This is a genomic window from Flavobacterium sp. R1_16 (genome assembly GCF_057652095.1).
In genome coordinates this window covers 132,415-153,983 of the sequence record NZ_JBYFCG010000005.1, presented here as the reverse complement: position 1 = coordinate 153,983, position 21,569 = coordinate 132,415, and the positions used below count along the sequence as shown (strand labels likewise).

Genomic DNA, 21,569 nt, shown 5'->3' with positions numbered 1-21,569 from the left:
ATGGCTAAAGAATCAATGAAAGCCCGTGAGGTTAAAAGAGAAAAAACCGTAGCTAAGTACGCTGAAAAAAGAAAAGCTTTGTTAGAAGCTGGAGATTTCGTAGGTTTGCAAAAATTACCAAAAAATGCTTCTCCTGTTCGTTTACACAATCGTTGTAAATTAACTGGAAGACCAAGAGGTTATATCCGTCAATTCGGTATTTCACGTGTAACTTTCCGTGAAATGGCTAATCAAGGTTTGATACCAGGTGTAAAAAAAGCCAGCTGGTAAAAAAGAATTATAAATTGGTTTCAGGTTCAGTAAAAGAGTTTTGCTGAAAACCGTTACCGCAAATTAATAAACATGTATACAGATCCTATTGCGGATTATTTGACAAGAGTTCGAAATGCTGTGGCTGCAAACCACAAAGTAGTTGAGATTCCTGCTTCTAATCTAAAAAAAGAAATTACCAAAATTTTATTTGACCAAGGTTATATCTTGAGCTACAAGTTTGAAGAGAATTCGGTTCAGGGTTCTATCAAAATTGCTTTAAAGTATGATAAAGATACTAAAGAGCCTGTAATCAAAGATATCCAAAGAATTAGTAAACCAGGTTTACGTAAGTACGCAGGTGCTTCTAAATTACCTAGAATCTTAAACGGTTTAGGTATAGCAATTGTTTCTACATCAAAAGGTTTGATGACAGGAAAACAAGCCAAACAACTAAACGTTGGTGGTGAAGTAATTTGTTACGTATACTAATAAAAAGCTAAACGATGTCAAGAATAGGAAAAAATCCCGTTGTGGTACCTGCTGGTGTAACTGTCGAGGTAAACGATAACGTAATCACGGTAAAAGGTAAATTAGGTCAACTGACTCAGGAATATTCAGATGTTACTGTAAAAGTTGAGGATGGTCAAGTTCAAGTTGAAAGATCATCAGATTATAAAGATCAAAGAGCAAAACACGGATTGTACAGATCTCTAATCAATAATATGATTGTGGGAGTGTCTGAAGGGTTTACTAAAGAATTAGAGTTGGTAGGAGTTGGTTATAGAGCTTCAAATCAAGGTCAAAAATTAGATTTAGCTCTTGGATTTTCTCACAATATCATTTTAGAAGTAGCTCCAGAAGTTAAATTGGAAACTATTTCTGAAAAAGGTAAAAATCCAATTGTAAAGTTAACTTCATTTGATAAACAATTGTTAGGTCAAGTTGCTGCGAAAATCAGAGGTTTTAGAAGACCAGAGCCTTACAAAGGTAAAGGAGTTAAGTTTGTAGGTGAAGTATTAAGAAGAAAAGCAGGTAAATCAGCTTAAAAAAATATAAGATTATGTCATTAACAAAATCTGATAGAAGACAGAGAATTAGATTCAGAATTAGAAAAATTGTAAGTGGTACTTCCACTAAACCAAGACTTTCTGTATTTAGAAGTAACAAAGAAATTTACGCTCAACTTATTGATGATGTGAATGGAGTTACTTTGTTGTCTGCATCTTCAAGAGAAAAAGGAATAGGTAAAGGTACTAACGTTGAAATAGCAAATGCAGTTGGAAAATTGGTTGCTGAAAAAGCGTTAAAAGCTGGGATAGATGCAGTAACTTTCGATAGAGGAGGTTACTTATATCACGGTCGTATTCAATCATTAGCAGAAGGCGCGAGAGCAGCCGGACTTAAATTCTAATATAGTATGTCTAATAAATACAAAAGCATAGAGTTAGTAAAACCAAGTGGACTTGAATTGAAAGATCGTTTGGTAAGTGTGAATCGTGTTACTAAAGTTACTAAAGGAGGTAGAGCTTTCGGGTTTTCTGCGATCGTAGTTGTAGGAGACGAGAATGGGGTAGTGGGTCACGGTTTAGGAAAATCTAAGGATGTATCTGAAGCTATTGCTAAAGCGGTAGAAGATGCTAAGAAAAATTTAGTAAAAATTCCTTTGAACGGACAATCTGTTCCACACGAACAAAAAGGTAAATTTGGTGGTGCACGTGTATTCTTAATTCCTGCATCGCATGGTACTGGAGTTATTGCTGGTGGTGCTGTTCGTTCAGTATTAGAATCAGTAGGTATTCACGATGTATTATCTAAATCACAAGGTTCATCAAATCCACATAATGTAGTAAAAGCAACTTTTGATGCTTTATTACAGATGAGAAGTGCGCATACTGTTGCAAAACAAAGAGGCGTTTCTTTAGAAAAAGTTTTTAAAGGTTAATTCAAGGAAATTATGGCTAAATTATTAGTAAAACAGGTAAAAAGCAAAATCAACTGTCCTCTAACACAGAAAAGAGGTTTGGAAGCTTTAGGACTACGTAAAATGGGCCAAGTTGTAGAGCATGATTCTAATCCTGCTATCCTTGGAATGATAAATAAAGTTAAACACTTAGTTTCCGTAGAGGAAGTTAAATAACAATTATAGTTATGAATTTAAGTAACTTACAGCCAGCTGAAGGGTCAACACACAATCAAAATAAAAGATTAGGAAGAGGAGAAGGTTCTGGAAAAGGTGGTACATCAGCAAGAGGTCACAAAGGAGCAAAATCTCGTTCTGGATATTCAAAAAAGATTGGTTTTGAAGGTGGTCAAATGCCACTTCAAAGACGTGTGCCTAAATTTGGTTTCAAAAACATCAATCGTAAAGAATACGAAGGTGTAAACTTAGATACTTTACAATCGTTAGTAGACAACGGGATTGTTACTGATGCTGTTGATATGACAGTTTATGTTACAAATCGATTGGCTACTAAGAATGAAATCGTAAAGATTTTAGGAAGAGGCGAATTGAAAGCAAAATTAAAAGTATCTGCTCACAAATTTACTGCAACTGCAAAAGCGGCTATTGAAGCTGCTGGAGGAGAAGCTGTAGTACTATAATTTTTTTATTAAGATGAAGAAATTTTTTGAATCATTAGCCAATGTGTGGAAAATTGAGGAACTAAAAAATAGAATCCTATTAACTTTAGGACTTCTTTTAGTATATCGATTTGGCGCACATGTTACTCTTCCGGGTATAGACGCTACGCAATTACATACTTTAGCGGGTCAAACAAAAAATGGTATTGGTTCAATTCTAGACATGTTTACGGGTGGAGCGTTTTCTAAAGCTTCTGTTTTCGCTTTAGGCATCATGCCTTACATTTCAGCTTCGATTGTAGTTCAGTTAATGGGAATCGCTATTCCTTATTTGCAAAAATTACAAAAGGATGGTGAAAGTGGAAGAAAGAAAATCAACCAAATAACACGTTGGTTAACAATTGTTATAACCCTAGTTCAAGGACCAGGATATATTTACAATTTGTATAGAACATTACCAAGTAATGCTTTTTTATTAGGATTTGATTCATTCTCATTTTTATTTTCATCGGTTTTGATTTTAACTACAGGTACTATATTTGCTATGTGGTTAGGAGAAAAAATAACTGATAAAGGAATTGGTAATGGAATTTCTCTTTTAATTATGGTTGGAATTCTAGCTAGACTACCACAAGCATTTATTCAAGAGTTTACGTCAACAATTACAAACAATAACGGAGGTCCAATGTTATTGGTTATCGAGGTTATTATATGGTTGTTAGTTATTATTTCTTGTGTGTTGTTGGTAATGGCTGTGCGAAAAATTCCTGTACAATATGCTAGAAGAACAACGACTGGTGACTTTGAGCAAGACATGATGGGAGGAAATAGACAATGGATTCCATTGAAATTGAATGCTTCGGGTGTTATGCCAATTATATTTGCTCAGGCAATTATGTTCATACCAGCTGCATTGGCAGGTTTGTCTCAATCTGAAACTTCTCAGTCAATTGCTGGAGCGTTTAGTAATATGTTTGGTTTTTGGTATAATTTTGTATTTGCAACATTGATTGTTGTATTTACATTCTTTTATACGGCTATTACTGTTCCAACAAATAAAATGGCTGATGATTTGAAACGTAGTGGTGGATTTATACCAGGTGTAAGACCAGGTGTTGAAACCTCAGATTTTTTAGATCATATTATGTCATTGATTACTTTTCCAGGTTCATTATTTCTTGCTTTAATAGCTGTGTTCCCAGCAATTGTTGTAAGTTTTGGTGTGCAACAATCTTGGGCAATGTTTTTTGGAGGAACTTCATTAATAATTATGGTTGGTGTTGCAATTGATACTATTCAGCAAATCAATTCTTATTTATTAAATAAACATTACGATGGGTTGATGAAAAGTGGTAAAAATAGAAAAGCAGTAGCTTAATTTTTATGGCAAAACAATCAGCAATAGAACAAGACGGGTCAATTATAGAAGCATTATCTAATGCAATGTTCCGTGTAGAGTTAGAAAACGGACATGTTGTAATTGCTCATATTTCTGGAAAAATGCGTATGCATTATATCAAATTGTTACCTGGTGACAAAGTGAAATTAGAAATGAGTCCTTACGATTTGTCAAAAGCAAGAATTACTTATAGATATTAAAAGTATTACAATGAAAGTAAGAGCATCAGTTAAGAAAAGAAGTGCCGAGTGTATTATTGTACGCAGAAAAGGCAGATTATACGTAATCAACAAAAAGAATCCTAGATTTAAACAAAGACAAGGATAGTTATGGCAAGAATAGCAGGGGTAGATATCCCAAAAAACAAAAGAGGAGTTATCGCTTTAACCTACATCTTCGGAATCGGTAAAAGTAGAGCAATTGAGATTTTAGAAAAAGCTCAAGTTAGCCAAGATACAAAAGTTCAAGATTGGAATGACGATGAGATTGGAGCAATCCGTGACGCCGTTTCCTATTTTAAAATTGAAGGTGAACTACGTTCAGAAGTTTCATTAAACATTAAACGTTTAATGGATATTGGATGTTACAGAGGTATTCGTCACAGATCTGGTCTTCCGTTGAGAGGGCAAAGAACTAAGAACAACTCTAGAACAAGAAAAGGTAAAAGAAAAACTGTTGCTAACAAGAAAAAAGCAACTAAATAATAAGTAATATGGCTAAAGCAACAACAAAAAAACGTAAAGTTATCGTTGAATCAACGGGTGAAGTTCATATTAGTGCCACTTTTAACAACATCATTATTTCTTTAACCAATAAGAAGGGTGAAGTAATTTCTTGGTCATCTGCTGGTAAAATGGGTTTTAGAGGTTCTAAAAAGAATACTCCGTATGCAGCACAAATGGCAGCAGAAGATTGTAGTAAAGTAGCGTTAGAAGCAGGACTTAAAAAAGTAAAAGTATATGTAAAAGGACCAGGTAACGGACGTGAGTCTGCTATTCGTTCTATACATAATGGAGGAATTGAAGTAACTGAAATTATTGATGTTACACCAATGCCTCACAATGGATGTAGACCTCCAAAAAGAAGAAGAGTCTAAAATAATTTATAGTATAACCTAGGTAGATTATACGGTTATCGGAGGATATGACCTGAATTCATAACCGCTACCTTAAATTTTTTAATATGGCAAGATATACTGGTCCTAAAACCAAAATCGCTCGTAAATTTGGCGAAGCAATCTTCGGAGATGATAAAGCCTTCGAAAAAAGAAATTACCCTCCTGGACAACACGGGATGGCAAAAAAAAGAGGTAAAAAATCGGAGTATGCTGTCCAATTAATGGAAAAGCAAAAAGCGAAATATACCTATGGAATTCTTGAAAAACAATTTAGAGGATTGTTTGAAAAAGCTTCTGCTGCACGTGGTGTAACTGGTGAAGTTTTAATTCAACTTTGTGAAGCAAGACTTGATAACGTAGTATTCAGAATGGGAATTGCTCCATCAAGAAGAGGCGCACGTCAAATCGTTTCTCACAGACACATTACTGTAAATGGTGAAGTGGTTAATATTCCTTCTTATCACTTAAAACCAGGTGACAAAGTAGCGGTTCGTGAAAAGTCTAAATCTGTAGAATCTATCGAAAGATCTTTGGCCAATTCTTCTCATGTTTATGAGTGGATTACATGGAACAATGATACTAAAGAAGGTGTTTTTGTTTCTGTACCTGCAAGATTACAAATTCCAGAAAATATTAAAGAGCAGTTAATCGTCGAATTGTACAACAAATAATAATTGACTTAGTCGAAATTATGGCAATATTTAATTTTCAGAAGCCCGATAAAGTTATCATGATCGATTCAACCGATTTTGAAGGTAAATTTGAGTTTAGACCTTTAGAGCCCGGTTACGGATTGACAGTTGGTAATGCACTTAGAAGAGTTATGCTATCCGCTTTAGAGGGATATGCAATAACCTCTGTTAGAATTGAAGGTGTAGACCACGAGTTTTCTACTATTTCAGGAGTTGTTGAAGACGTAACAGAAATTATTTTGAACTTGAAACAAGTGCGTTTCAAACGTCAAATAGAAGATGTAGACAACGAATCTGTTACTATATCTATTTTTGGAAAAGAGCAACTAACTGCTGGTGATTTTCAAAAATTTATTTCAGGTTTTCAAGTTTTAAATCCTGAACTTGTAATATGTAATTTAGACAGCAAAGTAAAGCTTAGCTTTGAATTAACAATTGAAAAGGGTAGAGGATATGTTCCTGCAGAAGAAAATAAAAAACAGAATGCAGCTATAGGAACTATTTTTACGGATTCTATTTTTACACCAATAAAAAATGTAAAATATTCAATTGAAAATTTCCGTGTGGAGCAAAAAACAGATTACGAAAAATTAGTTTTCGAAATCAAAACAGATGGTTCTATTAATCCTAAAGATGCTTTAACAGAAGCTGCTAAAGTGTTAATTCACCACTTCATGTTATTTTCTGATGAAAGAATTACTCTTGAGGCTGACGAAATTGCTCAGACTGAATCGTATGATGAAGAATCATTACACATGAGACAATTGCTAAAAACTAAGTTAGTTGATATGGACTTATCAGTTAGAGCATTAAATTGCTTGAAAGCTGCAGAAGTTGATACACTTGGGGATTTAGTATCATTCAATAAAAATGACTTAATGAAATTCCGTAATTTCGGTAAAAAATCTTTAACAGAATTAGACGAACTAGTAGCTGTTAAAAATTTAACCTTCGGAATGGATTTAGCAAAATACAAATTAGATAAAGAATAAATTACTTCATATTTTGCTCTCCAAAGTGGATTGAAGCAAGATGAAGTTTTAAAAAACACGTCATGAGACACGGAAAGAAAAACAATCACTTAAGCAGACAAACAGGGCATAGAAAAGCTATGTTAGCTAATATGGCTTGTTCTCTAATTGAGCACAAACGTATTAATACAACTGTTGCAAAAGCAAAAGCGCTTAAACAATTTGTTGAGCCACTTATTACTAAATCAAAAGAAGATACTACTCACAACCGTCGTGTCGTTTTCGCTTACTTACGTAGTAAATACGCTGTAACAGATTTGTTCAGAGATGTTGCTGCCAAAGTTGGAGATCGTCCAGGTGGTTACACTCGTATTATTAAAGTTGGAAATCGTCTTGGAGATAATGCCGATATGGCGATGATTGAACTAGTTGATTTTAATGAGTTGTACAACGGAGGTAAAAAAGAAGAGAAAAAAGCTAAAAGCCGTCGTGGTGGAAAGGCAAAAAAAGCTGAAGCTACTACTGCACCAGTTGCAGAAGAGAAAGCTCCAGAAACGGCTTCTGAAGAAACCAATGAAGAGGCAGCTGAATAATGAATTCAATCTTATAAATATCAAAAGGATAAGCTATTTAGTTTATCCTTTTTTGTTTTTATCTTAATTAGATTTTACTTTTAAAAATGTATAAAATAGGTTTACTATTAAATTCGAATATCTTAAATTTGCATCACAACTACTAACTACAACTAATGAAATACACAACAAGACCTCAAGCCATTTTGCTATTAGCTGATGGAACTATTTTTTATGGTAAATCGATTGGGATTTCTGGAACAACTTTTGGTGAAGTTTGCTTTAATACAGGGATGACAGGATACCAGGAAATATTTACTGATCCTTCTTATTTTGGGCAAATAATGGTAGCCACAAATCCTCACATTGGGAATTATGGTGTCAATGCTGATGAAGTTGAATCTGAAAAAATTATGATTTCAGGATTAGTATGTAAAAACTTTAGTTTTAATCACTCACGTCCAAATTCAGAAAGTACGCTTTACGATTATTTTGAAAAACAGAATTTAGTTTGTATTTCAGATGTAGATACAAGAGCTTTGGTTTCATACATTAGAGATAGTGGAGCGCAGAATGCTGTGATTTCAACCGATGGAACTCCTATTGATGAATTAAAAAAACAATTGGCCACAGTGCCAGATATGAAAGGCCTTGAGCTTGCTTCAAAAGTATCAACTGTTGAACCCTATTTTTATGGTGATGAGAATGCTACGTATAAAATATCAGCATTAGATTTAGGAATCAAAAAGAATATCTTAAGAAATCTCGCTAAAAGAGATTGTTATGTAAAGGTATTTCCTTACGATTCAACATTTGATGAATTGAAAGCATTCAATCCAGATGGTTATTTCTTGTCTAATGGACCCGGAGATCCAGAGCCACTAAATCAAGCTCAAGAAACTGCAAAACAGATGATTGCTTCTGAAAAGCCTGTTTTTGGAATTTGTTTAGGACATCAAATTATTGGCTTGGCAAATGGTATTTCAACTTACAAAATGTTTAATGGACATAGAGGAATTAATCATCCAGTAATGAATATAATTACAGGTAAAGGTGAAATAACTTCTCAAAATCATGGTTTTGCCGTTAATAAAGAAGAGCTTGCTAAAAATTCAAATTTCGAGATTACACATCTTCATTTGAATGATGAAACGGTAGCAGGTATGCGTATGAAGGACAAAAAATGTTTTTCAGTGCAATACCACCCTGAAGCTAGTCCTGGACCACATGATTCAAGTTATTTGTTTGATGAATTTGTTGAGAATATCAAATCTACTGTAAGCTAAAACGTTATCGTTAATAATATTCGATATTTTCATATTATCATTATTTTATATAGAATATCTTTGTAATACAAAAAATAAAGTACAAAATTTAAAAATAAGTAAATTATGAGCATTATTATTAAAGTTCACGCAAGACAAATTTTTGACTCAAGAGGAAATCCTACTATTGAAGTTGATGTAATAACTGAAAGTGGTGTAATAGGTAGAGCAGCAGTTCCTTCTGGAGCTTCTACTGGAGAACATGAGGCAGTTGAATTAAGAGACGGTGGAAAAGCATTTTTAGGAAAAGGAGTTTTGAAAGCGGTTGAAAATGTAAACACCAAAATTGCTGAAGAATTAGTTGGTACTTCTGTTTTTGAACAAAATGCGATTGATCAAACCATGATTGATTTAGACGGTACACCAAATAAATCAAATTTAGGTGCAAATGCTATTTTAGGAGTTTCTTTAGCTGTTGCTAAAGCTGCTGCAAATGAATTAGGATTGCCTTTATACAGATATGTTGGTGGTGTTTCTGCCAATACTTTGCCTCTTCCTATGATGAATATCATCAATGGAGGTTCACACTCAGATGCTCCAATAGCTTTTCAAGAATTTATGATTATGCCAGTTAAAGCAACATCATTTTCTCATGCTTTACAAATGGGGACTGAGATTTTTCATAACTTGAAGAAAGTATTACATGATAGAGGTCTGTCTACTGCAGTTGGAGATGAAGGTGGTTTTGCTCCAAATCTAGCTGGAGGAACAGAAGATGCTTTAGATACAATTAAGAAAGCTGTAGAAAAAGCAGGTTATACTTTTGGAGATGAAGTAATGATTGCTTTAGACTGTGCGGCATCTGAATTTTATGTAGATGGTAAATACGATTATTCTAAATTTGAAGGTGAAACAGGAAAAATTAGAACTTCTGCCGAACAAGCAGAGTATTTAACTGAATTAGCTACTAAATATCCAATTATTTCTATTGAAGATGGTATGTATGAAAATGATTGGGATGGATGGAAATTGCTTACTGAAAAAATTGGAGATAAAGTACAATTAGTGGGAGATGATTTGTTCGTTACTAATGTTGAGCGTTTATCAACAGGAATTAACAAAGGAATTGCAAATTCTATTTTGGTAAAAGTAAATCAAATAGGAACTTTAACCGAAACGATTGCAGCTGTAAACATGGCTAAAAATGCCGGATATACTTCAGTAATGTCTCACCGTTCAGGAGAAACAGAAGATAATACTATTGCTGACTTAGCAGTAGCACTAAACTGTGGACAAATCAAAACAGGCTCGGCTTCTCGTTCTGATCGTATGGCTAAATACAATCAATTATTGAGAATTGAAGAAGAACTAGGTAATACAGCTTACTTTCCAGGTAAAAATGCATTTAAAATAAAATAATCCTAATACGATTTTTTATAGATTTACCTGACAAGTTAGTATAACCTGTCAGGTTTTTTTAAACTCTTTTTTTATATAATTATTAACGTATTCACCTTGAAAATCATTTTTTAATTCATTCTAAATTCCATAGATTTGTTAAAATATTATTTCAATAGATAAATTTCCATTTTATTATGTCAAAAACAGCGACACTAGAAATTGAAGGTAAAAAGTATGAGTTTCCTATAATTGTAGGGACAGAGAACGAGATTGCTATCGATATAAACAAATTACGTGATTTAACATCAGTTATTACTATGGATCCTGGTTATAAAAACTCAGGTTCGTGTCTAAGTGAAATAACTTTTTTAGATGGAGAAGAAGGAATCTTAAGATATAGAGGTTATTCAATTGAAGAGTTGGCAAAAAAAGCTCATTTTCTTGAGGTGTCATATCTTTTAATTTTTGGAGAATTACCTACTTCAGATCAATTAAAACAATACGAAACTGACATAAGAAAATATACTTTGGTCAATGAAGAAATGAAGAATATCATTGATGGTTTTCCAAAGACTGCCCATCCTATGGGAGTATTGTCTGCTTTGACAAGTGCTTTAACTGCTTTTAATCCAAAAGCTGTAAATCCAGATAATCCCAAAGAATTATACGAGTCTGTTTGTAAAATCATGGGTAAATTTTTAGTAATCGCAAGTTGGACGTATAGAAAAACTATGGGTTATCCTTTGAATTATTATGATAATACAAAGGGATATGTAGAAAATTTCATGAATTTAATGTTTCATTTGCCAACAGAGCCATATAGTGCCAATCCAATTGTAATTAATGCGTTAGATAAATTGTTTATTCTTCATGCAGATCATGAGCAAAATTGTTCAACATCAACCGTTCGAATGGTGGGCTCATCTCATGCAGGACTTTTTGCATCAATTTCAGCAGGAGTTTCTGCACTCTGGGGGCCATTACACGGTGGAGCCAATCAAGCGGTTCTTGAAATGCTAGAAGAAATTCATGCTAATGGTGGTGATACAGAAAAATATCTCGCTAAGGCAAAGGATAGAAATGATCCATTCCGTTTGATGGGATTTGGTCACAGGGTGTACAAAAATTTTGATCCTAGAGCAAAAATAATCAAAAAAGCTGCAGATGAAGTGTTAGGAACTCTTGGTGTTGAAGACCCTATTTTAGAAATTGCAAAAAAACTAGAAGCGGCAGCTCTTGTCGATGATTATTTTGTTTCTAGAAAATTGTATCCTAATGTTGATTTTTATTCAGGAATTATATACAGAGCTTTAGGAATTCCTACCGACATGTTTACTGTAATGTTTGCAATAGGACGTTTGCCAGGCTGGATTGCACAGTGGAAAGAAATGCGAATTAACAAAGAGCCGATAGGTAGACCAAGACAGATATATACTGGTCATCCGTTACGAGATTTCGTTCCAATAGAAAAAAGATAATTAATCATAAATCTTAAAAAGCTTCTTCTAATCGAGAAGCTTTTTTATCTTTGGCAAAATCTTTTTATGCTAAACATTCATATACAAAATGAGACCTCAAGATTAAGAGCAGTAGTTCTAGGTACTGCTATTAGTAACGGCCCAACACCTAGTGCAGATGAAGCCTATGATCCCAAGTCATTAGAACATATTCTCGCAGGAACCTATCCTATAGAACTAAATATGGTTGAGGAAATGGAGGCTTTTGAAAAGGTATTCAAAAAATATGATGTAACTGTTTATCGTCCAGAAATTATTGAAAACTACAATCAAATTTTTACCAGAGATATAGGTTTTGTTATTGATGATTATTTTTTTAAATCGAATATACTGCCCGATCGCGAAAGAGAATTAGATGCTATTCAATATATTATTGACCAAATTGACCCAACAAAAGTAAAAAGACCACCAGAAGAAGTTCATATAGAAGGTGGAGATGTGATGCTTTGGAATAATTATATATTCATTGGAACCTACAAGGGAAGTGATTATAAAGATTATATTACAGCGAGAACTAATATTCAGGGAGTCAATTATATTCGAGAATTATTTCCAAATAAGATTGTTAAGGATTTTGATTTGGTAAAATCTAAAATTGAAGCAAGAGACAATGCCTTGCATTTGGATTGTTGTTTTCAACCAGTTGGAGAAGATAAAGCTATTATCTATAAAAATGGTTTTCGAGAAGAAGCAGATTATTTGTTCTTAGTGAAACTTTTTGGTAAAGAAAATCTATTTCATATTACAAGAGATGAAATGTATCACATGAATTCAAATGTGTTTTCAATAGCGCCAAATGTGGTGGTTTCTGAAAGAAACTTTACAAGATTAAATAATTGGCTCCGAAAAAATAATTTTGTTGTCGAGGAAATACCATATGCTGAAATTGCAAAACAAGAGGGGCTTTTGAGATGTTCTACTTTGCCATTAATAAGAGACTAAACTAAATTTTGTTATGAAACAAACAACAAATTCTATTTTGATGATTCGTCCTGTAGCTTTCAGGATGAATGAACAGACGGCGGTTAATAATTACTATCAAAAAGTAATAGAAAATCTATTGCCAGCTTCTGTAAATGCTAAAGCTCAAGAAGAGTTTGATGCTTTTGTTTCAAAACTAAGGAAGGTTGGGGTTAATGTTATTGTTGTGGATGATACATTAGAGCCCAATACACCTGATAGTATTTTTCCGAACAATTGGATTTCGTTTCATGAAAATGGAGACGTTGTACTATATCCTATGTTTGCTGATAATAGAAGATTAGAACGACGGGAAGACATACTGGATATTCTAGAAGATGAGGGATTTGTAATTAATGAAATTATGGATTATTCATCAGCTGAGGAAGATGGGTTTTACCTTGAAGGAACAGGGAGTATCGTTTTAGATAGAGAAAATGATAAAGCCTATTGTGCTCTTTCACCTAGAGCTGATGAAGAATTATTTATAGAGTTTTGTGAAGATTTTGAATACACACCTGTATTGTTTGAAGCATTTCAAACAGTGGGGGCAGAACGAAAATTGATTTATCACACCAATGTTATGATGAGTATTGGTGAAACTTTTGCAATAATTTGTGCTGAAAGTATTGATGATAAAAAAGAACGAAAAATGGTTCTAGACAGTCTTCGTGGTGATGAAAAAGAAATTATACTTATCACAGAACAACAAGTTAATAATTTTGCAGGAAATATGCTTGAGGTAAAAGGATACGATGACAAGAGATACCTTGTTATGAGCTCATCGGCTTACAATAGTCTAACCAAGAAGCAAATCGCCCAAATTGAAGAGCATGTAACTATTTTAAGCTCTAGTTTAGACACCATTGAGGCATGTGGAGGAGGAAGTGCTAGATGTATGATGGCAGAAATTTTTCTCCCCAAAAAATAGCATAAATAGAAGATGAAAAATAAAAAAACGCTCGTACTGGGAGCTTCCACGCAAACTGATAAATACTCCTACAAAGCTATCTCTATGCTTGTAGATAAAGGACATTCTGTTCTTGCAATTGGGCAAAAATCAGGTGAAGTTGCCGGAATTAAAATTCATACAAAAGCTATTCCCTTAAAAAATATTGATACAGTTACCTTGTACTTAAATCCGCAACGTCAAAGAGATTATTATAATTACGTCATTGATACAAAACCGAAACGTGTTGTATTTAATCCCGGAACAGAAAATCCAGAGTTCTACCAATTGTTGGAACAAAACAACATTCAATATGAAGTAGCATGTACACTTGTCCTGTTAGCTACCAACCAATATTAGTAGTTTCTCAGGCTAGAAATTAGTTTTTGAGGTTGCAGGCTTGCTAATGAGGAGTAAACCTATAAAAGTTATCAATCCGTTAACGATAATTAATTCGTTGTCAAAAACGTAATCGCCAAAAAGAACAGCTGAATTTTTACTTATAAAGAAGCAAATGGCTGGTGAAATAACACAAATTAAAGGAACTAATTTATCATGAACCGTTTTAGATTTCATGAACAATCCAAAAGTGTACAATCCTAAAAGTGGACCATAAGTATAGGATGCAATTTTAAATATCATACTCACTACTGAGGCATCATTTATAGCATTGAAAATTATAATAACTAGAAACATTAGAAACGAAAATCCTATATGAACAAAATGTCTCGTTCTAACGATGTTCGGTTTATTTAAATTTTCAGTCTTATCCATACCAAGAAAATCGACACAAAAAGATGTTGTTAGAGCGGTTAACGCGGAATCTGTTGTGGCAAATGTAGCGGCAGTTAAACCTAACAGAAATACAATTGACGGCACTATACTGAGATGATGGAAAGCAATTTCTGGGAAAAGTAAATCCGTTCTTGGATTTCCTGTAATTAAATCTGTAGGTACTGCAATGTTGTTTTTGTTGGCATAGATATACAGCAATGCGCCAACGCTCAAAAAGAAAATGTTGATGATGACAAATATTCCAGTAAAAGTGAACATGTTTTTTTGTGCTTCACCAATGGTTGCACAACTCAAATTTTTCTGCATTAAGTCTTGGTCTAATCCAACCATAGCTATGGTTACAAATATTCCGCCTAAAATTTGTTTCCAGAAATAGGTTCCTTTCATATAATCATCAAAGAAGAAAACTTTAGAATAATTACTACTTTTTACTTGCTCAAAAGCTTCAAAAACATTCAGATTTAAACTTCTACAAATAAAAAATATTGTCAAGAAGACAGAACTTACTAAAAAGAGTGTTTGTAAAGTATCGGTAATTATAATTGTTTTTAATCCGCCTCTATAAGTATAGGCAAAAATGAGTAATAAAGAAATTAATACGGTTACCGCAAATGGAATATTGTAATAATCAAAAACATAGCGTTGCAGAACAATTACAACAAGATACAATCTAAATGACGAGCCTACTGTTCTGCTTATTAAAAAAATGGTAGCTGCCGTTTTATAACTAACAGTTCCGAGTCGTTTCTCAATGTAGCCATATATCGAGGTAAGGTTCATCCTATAGTACAGAGGGAGTAATACTTTAGCTACGATAATAAATCCTATAGCATTTCCTAATACAAACTGAAAGTATTTGAATTGAAAATCAGGATTCCCAACCTCACCAGGAACAGAAATAAAAGTAACTCCCGAAAGTGCTGTTCCAATCATTCCAAAAGCAACTAAATACCATTTAGAGTTTTTATTAGCCTTGAAAAAAGCATCATTCCCACTGTTTTTATTACTTACCAGATGTGAAATCAGAAACAATAAGCCAAAGTAGATAACAATGAGTGTCAAGATGGTAAATGGAGTCATTTTTGTGGTTTTTATTGGTAGCCAAAATACAAAAAAATGTCAATGAAATATTGATTTGCACTAATCAAAGACGATTTTATTAAAAGAACCATAAATACCTAAAAGTGCTTTTTTGTAGTTATATTTGTACTCAAAGTTAAGTTGTTGTTAATTTTACATTGGAATTTGACCTATTTTAATCGTAGTTTTAGCTTTTTTATTCTAAAAACATTTGAAAAAATCAATTCATAAGATTTATAGTAAAGTAGGTATAGAAAGTAATCGTACCAAGAATATTACCAAGCATGTTTTACTTTCCGTTTTATACAAAGGAGGAAGTATCGTTTGTAATTTTCTTTTAGTTCCACTCACCATTAATTATCTAGATACTCAAAACTATGGAATTTGGTTAACATTGAGTTCGTTTATCGCATGGTTTTCTTTTTTTGATATCGGTTTAGGTAATGGCCTAAGGAATAAATTTGCTGAGGCAAAGGCCAAGGAAGATATGACTTTAGCCAGAGGTTACGTGAGTTCGGCCTATTACACGATTGGTTTGGTATGTCTTTGTTTACTGTTAGTTTTTATAATTCTCAATATATTTATTGATTGGACGCGATTTTTTAATGTTTCTTCAAGTTTAAAAAGAGATTTGTCTATTTTGATGCCGACTGTTTTTGGTTTTTTTTGTTTGCAATTGGTAGTCAAATTAATTTCGACTATATACACTGCCGATCAGCGTCATTCAGTAGAAGGTAAAATTAATTTTTTTACGCAAGCGGGTTCTCTATTTCTTATTTGGATAATGACTAAAACTAGTGACAGTTCTCTGCTAACTTTTGGAATTATTTTTTCTGCATTTCCCGTAATACTCCTTTTAAGCTTAAATATTATAGCATTTAATAATCGGTACAAGTTCTATAAACCATCAATTAGATTATGGAAAAAAAAATATTTAAAAGATATTTTTGGATTAGGAGTGAAGTTTTTTATAATTCAAATATCAGGAATAATATTATTTTCGACCGATAATATTATCATTACACAATTATTTGGTCCCAAAGAAGTAGTGCCTTATAATATTGCATTTAAGTATTTTAGTATTGTTAATATGATTCTGTCTTTGACCTTGACTCCGTTTTGGTCTGCTGTAACAGAGGCTTATACTAAAAGAGATTTTGAGTGGATTAGACGTTCAATGAAAAATGTATTGAGAATCACTTTTTTATCGAATTTTATTATTGTTATTTTGATTTTTATATCTCATTTTTTTTACAAATTATGGATAGGAAATAAAGTAATGATTCCCATGGAATTAACTATCTTAATGGCAATTTACTTTTGTTTGACTAATTTTTATGCGCCTTTTACTTATTTTATAAACGGCACGGGTAAAGTTAAATTGCAGATGTATTCTGTGTTGGCAACATCAATATTTAATATTCCTTTATCAATATATTTTGCAAAAAATTTAGACATGGGAGTTTCAGGAGTTATATTGGCTACAATACTATGTTTAGTGCCACATGTTTTGATTTCGCCGATACAATATTTGAAAATAATAAAAAACAAAGCCAATGGGATTTGGGTGGAGTAAAATAATTAAATACATGAGCTTTAGAATGTTATTTCTTCAAATAGAGAGACAGCTACTGTATTTAAAATTTAGGAAAAGAAATTTAAAATTATCTATTTCCTGTGATATTAGAAATAGTAAAATTGGAAAAAATAATTTTTTGGGAGAGAACGTATCTTTAATTAATTCTACAATTGGAGACTATTCTTATATCAACTCAAATTCAAAAGTAACAAACACCATTATTGGTAAGTTTTGTTCAATCGGACCCAATGTGCAGATTGTTTTAGGGTCACATCCAAGTAATTTTGTTTCAACACACCCTATTTTTTATGCTAATAATAAGCCTTTTGAGACTTTTTCTGATGGTATTTATTTTAAAGAATACGAGGGGGTTGTAATTGGTAATGATGTTTGGATTGCTGAAGGCGTATTAATTCCTGGTGGAATTACAATTGGAGATGGAGCTATAATAACTGCAAGGGCAGTAGTAACAAAAGACGTTGAACCCTATTCTATTGTTGGAGGAATTCCAGCAAAACATATCAAGTATAGGTTTGATGCAGAAACCATTAATCGTATTAGTCATTCAAAATGGTGGGATTGGGAAGAAAAGAAGTTGAGAGAAAATTATAGAAATTTTCATGATTTTGAACATTTTGATAGATAATTTTTTAGGAAGTATCAATAAATAGAAAGAGTATAAAAAATAGAATTGATGCAAAGAATAGTTATACTGCTTATAAAAGTTTTAAAAAGAGCCTTATATTACATTTTGAAACTAGTCGATTGGTTTTTTTGCTATTGGATTTTTTACTCGAATGGAGTTAAGTTTAGTAGCTTTAGAAGTCATGGTATTCCAAAAGTAAATATCAGCCTAGGAGCGAAGTGCTTCATAGGGGCTAATTTTATCATGAATAACAGAGAATCTTCAAATCCTATAGGCCGTTTTCATTCATGTAGCATCATAGTGGCTAAAGAGGGAAATTTAGTTATAGGGAATAATGTTGGGATGAGTTCTACAGCGATTGTTTGTCACAACAAAATTGAAATAGGAGATAATGTTAATCTTGGAGGCAATGTAGTTATTTATGATACGGATTTTCATAGCCTTAATCCAATGGAACGATTAAATCGAGAATTAGATATAAAAGGAACTAAAACTAAGCCTGTAAAAATTGGGAATAATGTTTTTATAGGAGCACATTCTACTATATTAAAAGGAGTTTTTATAGGTGATAATTCTGTAATTGGCGCTTGTTCAGTAGTAACAAAAAATGTTCCTGAAAACGAAATTTGGGGAGGTAATCCCGCAAAGTTTATTAAAAAAATTAATAGTTGATAGTGCAAAAAGTAACGAGATATATTTTTATTGCTATTATTCTTTCGAGTATCTTTTATGCTTATTATAGTACTACATTATTTTTTGCATTTAGGATTCTTTCTTTTGTAAGTGTTTTTGCCGTTTATTTTTTGATTGCTATATTATTCTCCTTCAAAAACACAAAAAAAGTAAGAAACCCTTTCTCTAAAAATTTACTTATACTCTATCTGACTATTGTAGGTCTTATTTTGATTTTTTCTATACGATTAAACGAAAAAGACCTGATAACTTTATTTTTTCATCCCTATTCGTTTCTTGCCTTTTTTATTGGAATAGTTGCTTTCTTAGTCAATAAAAAGTCGCTAAAGTTTGTTAAATTAGTAAGTACATACAGCCTTATTTTTATACCTCTTGTAACTGTAGTTGATTTGTTGCTTTTTAATTTCCCAGTCATTTTAGTAAATTGTTACAGCCTAATATTGTATAGTTGTATTACTTCTAAAATAAAAAAGATTAGGTTGATTAGTGGTGCATTACTATTGTGCTGTATCCCTATTTTTGCTGTTTATGATTACCGTTCTGGGATTTTAATTATTTCATTATTATTCTTAGGGTTTTTACTGGTTAAGTTGTTCAAGTTTGTTTTGAATGTAGTAGTTAGATACATGTTTTTAATAACTTCTTTAGGATTAATTTATTTTTTGTTCTTTAATTTTACTGAGATATTTGAGTTTTTAAGTTCACAGCTAGCTATAAAAAGTGTTAATAATATTGATTCTAGGACTTTTCTTTTTGTCGATTTTTTTACAGATTTTAGAGTGGATGATTTTTATACAGGAAGAGGTTTTTTAGGAACCTATTTTAGTCCCTATTTTCAGGAATGGCAAGGTGATTTTGGTGATAGTTTTAATCGATTTACCATTGAGATTGGATTTTTACAACTATTATTGAAAGGAGGATTTGTTCTAGTTATTTCTACTATCTTTATTTTTATTCGTGCGATTTATTTGGGTTTTATAAGATCCAAACCGGGCAGTGTAAATTTTACATTATCAGTGTGGTTGTTAATTGAATTTACAATGCTTAGTATCGAGAATGTACCCTGTTTTAATATTCACTTTTTATTAATTTGGGTTGTAATTGGCAAAATGTATTTGATGAAACCAAGATTTAAGCGTTTAAATTAATTTTGTGCGAGAAATGAACACAGATAATCCGCTAATAAGTATAATAACAGTTGTTTACAATGGTTCTAAAACTCTTGAACAAACCATTCAGAGCGTTTGTAATCAAACATATAAAAACATAGAGTACATAATTATTGACGGAGGTTCTACAGATGGAACTTTGGATATTATCAATCAATATAAAGATAGTATCAATTTTTGGCTTACAGAGCCAGATAAAGGACTTTATGATGCAATGAATAAGGGAATTTCGTATGCAAAAGGGGAAATAATAGGGCTAATCAATAGTGATGATTGGTATGAAGCTAACGCTGTAGAACTCGTTGTGCAAGCCTACCAAAAAGACATTTCAAAAAAAATATTTCATGCAGATAAAAGATGTATTTTGCCTAATGGAGCTAGTTTTGTTAGAAAAGCCAATACAAACGATTTTTTGTTTAAATATCACGGAATGATTCTAAATCACCCAACAATGTTTATCCATAAAGATGTATATCAAAAGCGTAAATACAATATCAATTTAAAATCCCTTTCAGATTATCAATTTGTATTGTCAGCTTTTATAGAGAACAAGAACAGTTTTTGTTATATACCTCAAGTTACTACTAATTACAGACTTGGAGGCATAAGTGGGCATCTACCATTATCTAAATCAATACAAGAGAATTTTATTGCAAGGCGAAATGCAGGAATGAACATTTTTGAATGTTCGTTTGCAGTGATGATAAGAATAGCTCTGGAAATTTACAGAAAATTCAAATGACAAGAAGTATTTTAATTTCCGATTTTTTTAATGCTTTTGATGATAGATTTGATTATGCAATTCTTCACCATGTTGAAGATGTATTCTCAACAGATAGTGATATAGATTTAATAGTAGATTCTGACAAACAACAATTATTACAGTTTGTAAAAACTTTTTGTGAGCAAAATGACGGATATTGTATTAATCATTCTATAGATTTAGGGACACATCGTTTTAATCTTATTTTTTTTAATAACTGGAATAGTTTTAAAATTGAATTAGATATTACTTTTTCTAACCAAAATTTATTGGGGATAAACGTTAAAAATTTCTTATCTCAAACTGTAAAAGTTAGCGTAGGGGATTTTCATTTCACTAAAATTTCTGATGCTAACGAGTTTGATTATTACATAACTAAGAAAGCTTCAAAGAGAGAAAAAATAGATAGCCATTTCGATTATTTGAAAAAATTGATTTCTTCAACAAATAGGGAAACACTAAATAGTTTGTATGCTAACAAGAGCGATAGGTTTTCCTCACATATTTTTACTGTCAAAAAGTGGCTGCAAAAAGTCCAATTGCTTTTTTTACGTATCAATGAAAGATCAAGCCTAACAATTTGTTTTTTAGGACCTGATGGTTCTGGAAAAAGTACAATAATTGAGGGAGTAAAAAGCCAAAATCCATTTGTTAATTTTAATTATTTTCATTTAAAGCCCATAAAGAAAAAAAAGAATTCAAGTACAGTTCACGACCCACATGGAAGCGTTCCATATTCCCCTTTACTGTCATATTTAAAATTAGTATATTTAGTGTTTCAGTATAATATAAATTGGATTTTAAGTATATGGCCACTCAAAGTAACACCTACAATAATTATTTTTGACAGGTATTTTGACGATATTATAGCCGACCCGAAGCGATATCGCTATGGAGGAGTTGTTTTTGCAGTAAAAGTTGCAAGATTGTTAATACCTAAACCCGAATTAACTTTTGTTCTATTGGCAGAAACTCAGGTAATTTACTCCAGAAAAAAAGAAGTAACCGTAGAAGAACTTCAATTACAATTGAATCGCTACACTCATTTATCTGAAGAGTATGAGTATACAAAAATTGATGTTTCACATTCGGTAGCTCAAATTGTGAATCAAGTTTTAATTGAAATCCTAAATAAAAAGAAAAGTGCAGTTTAAAGAGTTTTTTTCTGA

At 32.3% G+C, this 21,569-nt stretch carries 28 protein-coding genes; 27 read left to right on the top strand and 1 reads right to left on the bottom strand.

Translation table 11 applies throughout. The features are described from left to right. The 21 genes from rpsN to AC23L6_RS09750 all read left to right on the top strand — a co-directional run bounded on the left by rpsN (position 1) and on the right by AC23L6_RS09750 (position 14,035). Entirely contained in the window at positions 1-270 is a 270-nt protein-coding gene (gene rpsN, locus AC23L6_RS09850) for a 30S ribosomal protein S14 (RefSeq protein ID WP_487562010.1), read from the top strand. Between the two features lie 72 nt (positions 271-342). Continuing rightward, a complete protein-coding gene (rpsH, locus tag AC23L6_RS09845; protein ID WP_487562009.1) occupies positions 343-741 on the top strand; it encodes a 30S ribosomal protein S8 in 399 nt (132 codons plus the stop codon). 14 nt (positions 742-755) lie between these two features. Then, positions 756-1,298, top strand: a complete 543-nt coding sequence (rplF, locus tag AC23L6_RS09840) for a 50S ribosomal protein L6 (RefSeq protein ID WP_487562008.1) — start codon at positions 756-758, stop codon at positions 1,296-1,298. A 14-nt stretch (positions 1,299-1,312) separates the two neighbouring features. Further along, entirely contained in the window at positions 1,313-1,663 is a 351-nt protein-coding gene (rplR, locus tag AC23L6_RS09835; protein WP_487562007.1) for a 50S ribosomal protein L18, read from the top strand. A 6-nt stretch (positions 1,664-1,669) separates the two neighbouring features. Next, a complete protein-coding gene (gene rpsE, locus AC23L6_RS09830) occupies positions 1,670-2,194 on the top strand; it encodes a 30S ribosomal protein S5 (protein ID WP_487562006.1) in 525 nt (174 codons plus the stop codon). 12 nt (positions 2,195-2,206) lie between these two features. Next, positions 2,207-2,389 (top strand): 50S ribosomal protein L30, encoded by a 183-nt coding sequence (rpmD, locus tag AC23L6_RS09825; RefSeq protein ID WP_487562005.1) that lies wholly within the window; start codon positions 2,207-2,209, stop codon positions 2,387-2,389. A gap of 11 nt (positions 2,390-2,400) precedes the next feature. After that, the gene (gene rplO / locus AC23L6_RS09820) at positions 2,401-2,853 is read left to right on the top strand and encodes a 50S ribosomal protein L15 (protein WP_487562004.1); all 453 of its coding nucleotides are present in this window, start codon (positions 2,401-2,403) and stop codon (positions 2,851-2,853) included. A 13-nt stretch (positions 2,854-2,866) separates the two neighbouring features. Beyond that, positions 2,867-4,210 carry a preprotein translocase subunit SecY gene (gene secY / locus AC23L6_RS09815; RefSeq protein ID WP_487562003.1) on the top strand — a complete coding sequence of 448 codons (1,344 nt, stop codon included), beginning with the start codon at positions 2,867-2,869 and terminating at the stop codon, positions 4,208-4,210. 5 nt (positions 4,211-4,215) lie between these two features. Then, a complete protein-coding gene (gene infA, locus AC23L6_RS09810) occupies positions 4,216-4,431 on the top strand; it encodes a translation initiation factor IF-1 (protein ID WP_026714631.1) in 216 nt (71 codons plus the stop codon). A 10-nt stretch (positions 4,432-4,441) separates the two neighbouring features. Beyond that, a complete protein-coding gene (ykgO, locus tag AC23L6_RS09805; RefSeq protein ID WP_002987490.1) occupies positions 4,442-4,558 on the top strand; it encodes a type B 50S ribosomal protein L36 in 117 nt (38 codons plus the stop codon). Between the two features lie 2 nt (positions 4,559-4,560). Further along, complete coding sequence (gene rpsM / locus AC23L6_RS09800; protein ID WP_487562002.1) at positions 4,561-4,935, top strand: 30S ribosomal protein S13; 375 nt, start codon at positions 4,561-4,563, stop codon at positions 4,933-4,935. Between the two features lie 8 nt (positions 4,936-4,943). Next, positions 4,944-5,327, top strand: coding sequence for a 30S ribosomal protein S11 (rpsK, locus tag AC23L6_RS09795; RefSeq protein ID WP_487562001.1), 384 nt, complete (start codon positions 4,944-4,946; stop codon positions 5,325-5,327). An 86-nt stretch (positions 5,328-5,413) separates the two neighbouring features. Continuing rightward, positions 5,414-6,019, top strand: coding sequence for a 30S ribosomal protein S4 (rpsD, locus tag AC23L6_RS09790; RefSeq protein ID WP_487562000.1), 606 nt, complete (start codon positions 5,414-5,416; stop codon positions 6,017-6,019). A gap of 20 nt (positions 6,020-6,039) precedes the next feature. Continuing rightward, positions 6,040-7,032 (top strand): DNA-directed RNA polymerase subunit alpha, encoded by a 993-nt coding sequence (locus AC23L6_RS09785; RefSeq protein ID WP_487561999.1) that lies wholly within the window; start codon positions 6,040-6,042, stop codon positions 7,030-7,032. A 62-nt stretch (positions 7,033-7,094) separates the two neighbouring features. After that, entirely contained in the window at positions 7,095-7,604 is a 510-nt protein-coding gene (gene rplQ, locus AC23L6_RS09780) for a 50S ribosomal protein L17 (RefSeq protein WP_487561997.1), read from the top strand. 155 nt (positions 7,605-7,759) lie between these two features. Further along, positions 7,760-8,869, top strand: coding sequence for a glutamine-hydrolyzing carbamoyl-phosphate synthase small subunit (gene carA / locus AC23L6_RS09775; RefSeq protein WP_487561996.1), 1,110 nt, complete (start codon positions 7,760-7,762; stop codon positions 8,867-8,869). A 105-nt stretch (positions 8,870-8,974) separates the two neighbouring features. Next, positions 8,975-10,267, top strand: a complete 1,293-nt coding sequence (gene eno / locus AC23L6_RS09770; RefSeq protein WP_487561994.1) for a phosphopyruvate hydratase — start codon at positions 8,975-8,977, stop codon at positions 10,265-10,267. A gap of 176 nt (positions 10,268-10,443) precedes the next feature. Beyond that, a complete protein-coding gene (locus AC23L6_RS09765) occupies positions 10,444-11,727 on the top strand; it encodes a citrate synthase (protein ID WP_487561993.1) in 1,284 nt (427 codons plus the stop codon). Positions 11,728-11,793: 66 nt separating this feature from the next. Then, on the top strand, positions 11,794-12,708 hold the full coding sequence (locus AC23L6_RS09760; protein ID WP_487561991.1) for a dimethylarginine dimethylaminohydrolase family protein: 915 nt from the start codon (positions 11,794-11,796) through the stop codon (positions 12,706-12,708). 13 nt (positions 12,709-12,721) lie between these two features. Beyond that, entirely contained in the window at positions 12,722-13,657 is a 936-nt protein-coding gene (gene ctlX, locus AC23L6_RS09755; RefSeq protein WP_487561990.1) for a citrulline utilization hydrolase CtlX, read from the top strand. A gap of 12 nt (positions 13,658-13,669) precedes the next feature. Then, the gene (locus tag AC23L6_RS09750) at positions 13,670-14,035 is read left to right on the top strand and encodes a CoA-binding protein (RefSeq protein ID WP_487561989.1); all 366 of its coding nucleotides are present in this window, start codon (positions 13,670-13,672) and stop codon (positions 14,033-14,035) included. A 12-nt stretch (positions 14,036-14,047) separates the two neighbouring features. Here the strand turns inward: AC23L6_RS09750 and AC23L6_RS09745 are convergent, their stop codons facing one another. Then, on the bottom strand, positions 14,048-15,550 hold the full coding sequence (locus AC23L6_RS09745) for a sodium:solute symporter (RefSeq protein ID WP_487561988.1): 1,503 nt from the start codon (positions 15,548-15,550) through the stop codon (positions 14,048-14,050). 211 nt (positions 15,551-15,761) lie between these two features. On the opposite strand from AC23L6_RS09745, the gene AC23L6_RS09740 reads away from it, so the two are divergent. From AC23L6_RS09740 to AC23L6_RS09715, 6 genes are all read left to right on the top strand, one after another. Beyond that, positions 15,762-17,126 carry a lipopolysaccharide biosynthesis protein gene (locus AC23L6_RS09740; protein ID WP_487561987.1) on the top strand — a complete coding sequence of 455 codons (1,365 nt, stop codon included), beginning with the start codon at positions 15,762-15,764 and terminating at the stop codon, positions 17,124-17,126. A 139-nt stretch (positions 17,127-17,265) separates the two neighbouring features. Further along, positions 17,266-17,775: a CatB-related O-acetyltransferase gene (locus AC23L6_RS09735; RefSeq protein ID WP_487561986.1), complete on the top strand. Its 510-nt coding sequence runs from the start codon at positions 17,266-17,268 to the stop codon at positions 17,773-17,775. 48 nt (positions 17,776-17,823) lie between these two features. Next, positions 17,824-18,447 (top strand): acyltransferase, encoded by a 624-nt coding sequence (locus AC23L6_RS09730; RefSeq protein WP_487561985.1) that lies wholly within the window; start codon positions 17,824-17,826, stop codon positions 18,445-18,447. Then, positions 18,444-19,616 carry a hypothetical protein gene (locus tag AC23L6_RS09725; protein ID WP_487561984.1) on the top strand — a complete coding sequence of 391 codons (1,173 nt, stop codon included), beginning with the start codon at positions 18,444-18,446 and terminating at the stop codon, positions 19,614-19,616. Before AC23L6_RS09730 ends, AC23L6_RS09725 begins: the two co-directional genes overlap by 4 nt. A 13-nt stretch (positions 19,617-19,629) precedes the next feature. Continuing rightward, positions 19,630-20,379, top strand: a complete 750-nt coding sequence (locus AC23L6_RS09720; protein ID WP_487561983.1) for a glycosyltransferase family 2 protein — start codon at positions 19,630-19,632, stop codon at positions 20,377-20,379. Continuing rightward, positions 20,376-21,554, top strand: coding sequence for a nucleoside/nucleotide kinase family protein (locus tag AC23L6_RS09715; RefSeq protein WP_487561982.1), 1,179 nt, complete (start codon positions 20,376-20,378; stop codon positions 21,552-21,554). Before AC23L6_RS09720 ends, AC23L6_RS09715 begins: the two co-directional genes overlap by 4 nt. Positions 21,555-21,569: the final 15 nt, after the last annotated feature.

Bases quoted from the DNA above. Each gene is read 5' to 3' on its own strand.
- rpsN (WP_487562010.1), top strand. From the start codon at position 1: ATGGCTAAAGAATCAATGAAAGCCCGTGAGGTTAAAAGAGAAAAAACC.
- rpsH (WP_487562009.1), top strand. From the start codon at position 343: ATGTATACAGATCCTATTGCGGATTATTTGACAAGAGTTCGAAATGCT.
- rplF (WP_487562008.1), top strand. From the start codon at position 756: ATGTCAAGAATAGGAAAAAATCCCGTTGTGGTACCTGCTGGTGTAACT.
- rplR (WP_487562007.1), top strand. From the start codon at position 1,313: ATGTCATTAACAAAATCTGATAGAAGACAGAGAATTAGATTCAGAATT.
- rpsE (WP_487562006.1), top strand. From the start codon at position 1,670: ATGTCTAATAAATACAAAAGCATAGAGTTAGTAAAACCAAGTGGACTT.
- rpmD (WP_487562005.1), top strand. From the start codon at position 2,207: ATGGCTAAATTATTAGTAAAACAGGTAAAAAGCAAAATCAACTGTCCT.
- rplO (WP_487562004.1), top strand. From the start codon at position 2,401: ATGAATTTAAGTAACTTACAGCCAGCTGAAGGGTCAACACACAATCAA.
- secY (WP_487562003.1), top strand. From the start codon at position 2,867: ATGAAGAAATTTTTTGAATCATTAGCCAATGTGTGGAAAATTGAGGAA.
- infA (WP_026714631.1), top strand. From the start codon at position 4,216: ATGGCAAAACAATCAGCAATAGAACAAGACGGGTCAATTATAGAAGCA.
- ykgO (WP_002987490.1), top strand. From the start codon at position 4,442: ATGAAAGTAAGAGCATCAGTTAAGAAAAGAAGTGCCGAGTGTATTATT.
- rpsM (WP_487562002.1), top strand. From the start codon at position 4,561: ATGGCAAGAATAGCAGGGGTAGATATCCCAAAAAACAAAAGAGGAGTT.
- rpsK (WP_487562001.1), top strand. From the start codon at position 4,944: ATGGCTAAAGCAACAACAAAAAAACGTAAAGTTATCGTTGAATCAACG.
- rpsD (WP_487562000.1), top strand. From the start codon at position 5,414: ATGGCAAGATATACTGGTCCTAAAACCAAAATCGCTCGTAAATTTGGC.
- AC23L6_RS09785 (WP_487561999.1), top strand. From the start codon at position 6,040: ATGGCAATATTTAATTTTCAGAAGCCCGATAAAGTTATCATGATCGAT.
- rplQ (WP_487561997.1), top strand. From the start codon at position 7,095: ATGAGACACGGAAAGAAAAACAATCACTTAAGCAGACAAACAGGGCAT.
- carA (WP_487561996.1), top strand. From the start codon at position 7,760: ATGAAATACACAACAAGACCTCAAGCCATTTTGCTATTAGCTGATGGA.
- eno (WP_487561994.1), top strand. From the start codon at position 8,975: ATGAGCATTATTATTAAAGTTCACGCAAGACAAATTTTTGACTCAAGA.
- AC23L6_RS09765 (WP_487561993.1), top strand. From the start codon at position 10,444: ATGTCAAAAACAGCGACACTAGAAATTGAAGGTAAAAAGTATGAGTTT.
- AC23L6_RS09760 (WP_487561991.1), top strand. From the start codon at position 11,794: ATGCTAAACATTCATATACAAAATGAGACCTCAAGATTAAGAGCAGTA.
- ctlX (WP_487561990.1), top strand. From the start codon at position 12,722: ATGAAACAAACAACAAATTCTATTTTGATGATTCGTCCTGTAGCTTTC.
- AC23L6_RS09750 (WP_487561989.1), top strand. From the start codon at position 13,670: ATGAAAAATAAAAAAACGCTCGTACTGGGAGCTTCCACGCAAACTGAT.
- AC23L6_RS09745 (WP_487561988.1), bottom strand. From the start codon at position 15,550: ATGACTCCATTTACCATCTTGACACTCATTGTTATCTACTTTGGCTTA.
- AC23L6_RS09730 (WP_487561985.1), top strand. From the start codon at position 17,824: ATGCAAAGAATAGTTATACTGCTTATAAAAGTTTTAAAAAGAGCCTTA.
- AC23L6_RS09720 (WP_487561983.1), top strand. From the start codon at position 19,630: ATGAACACAGATAATCCGCTAATAAGTATAATAACAGTTGTTTACAAT.
- AC23L6_RS09715 (WP_487561982.1), top strand. From the start codon at position 20,376: ATGACAAGAAGTATTTTAATTTCCGATTTTTTTAATGCTTTTGATGAT.